At 34.9% G+C, this 2,570-nt stretch carries 4 protein-coding genes; 1 reads left to right on the top strand and 3 read right to left on the bottom strand.

What is annotated here, in order from left to right; all coding sequences use genetic code 11:
- On the top strand, positions 1 to 210 hold a 210-nt coding region (locus AC1DJR_RS26035; protein ID WP_477003865.1), incomplete at its 5' end, for a hypothetical protein.
- A gap of 111 nt (positions 211 to 321) precedes the next feature.
- On the opposite strand, the gene AC1DJR_RS26030 is transcribed toward AC1DJR_RS26035, so the two are convergent.
- From AC1DJR_RS26030 to AC1DJR_RS26020, 3 genes are all read right to left on the bottom strand, one after another.
- Positions 322 to 654 (bottom strand): DUF3909 family protein, encoded by a 333-nt coding sequence (locus AC1DJR_RS26030; RefSeq protein ID WP_002014892.1) that lies wholly within the window; start codon positions 652 to 654, stop codon positions 322 to 324.
- A gap of 5 nt (positions 655 to 659) precedes the next feature.
- Entirely contained in the window at positions 660 to 1,538 is an 879-nt protein-coding gene (locus AC1DJR_RS26025; RefSeq protein ID WP_477003864.1) for an NAD(P)-dependent oxidoreductase, read from the bottom strand.
- Positions 1,539 to 1,542: 4 nt separating this feature from the next.
- Positions 1,543 to 2,570: serine hydrolase domain-containing protein (locus AC1DJR_RS26020; RefSeq protein ID WP_477003863.1), on the bottom strand; the 1,028-nt coding region annotated here is incomplete at its 5' end.

Raw genomic sequence — 2,570 nt, 5'->3', positions numbered from 1 at the left:
ATTATGGAAGAATTAGAAGTTGGTGTTTTAGGTTTTGTTGCATCATGTGTAAGCGCTTTATTTTTCGGTTTATATGGTGCTATTCCTGTTTCTATTCTGTGCGCATTTTATATACTACGCCATGCTCGCGCAAAACAGCTCGGCCCTAATCACATTGCCCAAATTATTCCATTCCCTATTGAACGATGCCGCCGCGCTTCCAGCCTATAAAGTGAAACTTTAATCAGTGGGAGTTTTACTGCCCACAAATAGCGGGATAAATTATCCAACTTAAATATTATGTCTGCCTAAATAAATAAAAAGTCCTCAAATGAGGACTTTTTATTTATTTTCTTCTAGAAATTGAAACAATTCTTGCAAATGAAGTGCATCTTCACTGTAGCTAACGGATACATGACATGTCCCTTCAATCTCAGCATGCATATAAAGGACAATTCCATCCCGATCATATTTCAATGCCAAATAAAACTCCATTTCCTCTAACATCTTTTTCGAGCTTCGGATAACATAATGCCCTTTCTCATCTCTTCCATATTCAAAATCTGGTCCAAAATCGTATTTTTGTTTAAAAGCTTCTTTTTGCTTATCATTAATCTGTACACAAGTTGCTCGCTGCACAGCATCAATCATCTCGTCAAACTTTTGGAGATCCATTCCATTTACCCCCTTATATACTTTTTGTATAATACTTGTGTTCCGCTATTCTCTTTTCCATCTGCGATTAGCTCTTCATACAATTCCTTCGCTAGGGTWAAACCCGGTACTGGTAATTGTAATTTTTCAGCTTCATCTAAAGCAATCTTCATATCTTTCATAAAATGCTTTACATAAAAGCCAGGTTCAAAATCTCCTTTTAACATTCGAGGAGCTAAATTACTTAATGACCAGCTACCTGCTGCTCCTGTCGAAATACTCTCTAATACTTTATCTGCATTAAGTCCAGCCTTTTTCGCATATGCTACCGCTTCACATACGCCTATCATGTTAGAAGCAATTGCTATTTGATTGCACATTTTTGTATGTTGTCCACTCCCAGCAGGGCCTTGCAACTGAATATTTGTTCCTAGTTTTTCAAATAGAGGTAAGCAAATATCATATATTCTGTTCTCTCCACCGACCATAATTGCTAGTCTTGCTTCTTTAGCCCCAATGTCCCCACCAGATACTGGTGCATCTAATGTATATATATTCTTGCTTTTCGCAACTTCATTAATACGTTTTGCCAATGTTGGTGTAGATGTTGTAAAGTCAATTGCTATCGTACCTTCATTTGCATGTTCTAAAATTCCATCAATCCCAAAGTATACTTCTTCTACATCATGAGGATAACCAACCATCGTCATAACAACATCAACTTGCTTTACTAACGCTTTCGGTGTATCACACCAAGTCGCACCCTCTTGCACTAAAGAATCAGCTTTTTCCTTCGTTCTATTATATACATATACTTTATRACCRCYTTGCATTAAATGRTKKACCATACTTTTTCCCATTACACCAATACCRATGAAACCTATTGATAAATTTTTATTYTCCATCTTCTCATCCCCTTTGTTCTAATAAATCATTTACCATCTTTCGGAACTCTTTATTAAAATCATCATCCATACTATTTTTCACATTTGAAAATAAAATAACAAAAGTTCCTTTTTCTTTATTAAAATTATTGAAMGTGTTCCAACCAGATAGTACACCATGGTTATGGAAATAATCTGGATATATATAAAAGCTAAATGCATATTTTCTTTCTTGTGAAGGTGTAAACATCGCTTGTATACTTTGTTCAGAAAGAAGCTTTCCATTTATAATCGCTTCATCTAATTTTTTCATATCCCCTACTGTCGTATACATCTCACCCGATCCATATAACCAGTCCATCCCTAATTTTTGTGCTAGTACAAGCTCTTGATCTTTCTTCACATACCCCTTCGTGAAGTTTTTATCTCCAGGMACCATATTTCCCATACCTGATTCATGCATCTCGGCCTTTGTAAATATATTTTCTTTTACATAGTCTCCTAAAGGCTTTTTCGTTATATTTTCTATAATATAAGCGAGCACCATATAATTATAATCCGTATACTTCCAACCTGTTCCTGGTGGAAACTCTAATTTTTGACTTCCAATCCAAGTTACTAAATTTATACGTGAAGCTACATTAAYCTTCCCTTTCCCATTTTCCGGTAAACCAGATGTATGCGTTAATAAGTGATATAACGTGATGTGTTTATCTGCTGGAAATGAAGGAATGTATTTATTTACATTATCTTGGATATTTAACTTCCCTTGTTCTTSTAACTGTAGAATGGATGTAGCAACAACTGTTTTCGTAATAGAACCGATACGATATTTTGTTTGAGGCGTATTTTCTATTTTATTTTGAACATCAGCATAYCCATATCCTTTATTCAATATAACATGCTCTTTATCTGTCACCAAAACTGTCCCATTAAATTGCTTTCCTACTAAATACTGATCTAACTTTTGAGATATACTAGCATAATCAATTTTTTGTACTTCTTCTATATTATCCTGTACCTCTGACTCAATAGCAGGGGTTACCTTTGTTG

The sequence above is a fragment of the Bacillus sp. 05T31 genome (assembly GCF_056396725.1).
Note: the sequence above shows the minus strand (reverse complement) of the source record. Positions and strands in the feature narration are given on the sequence as shown.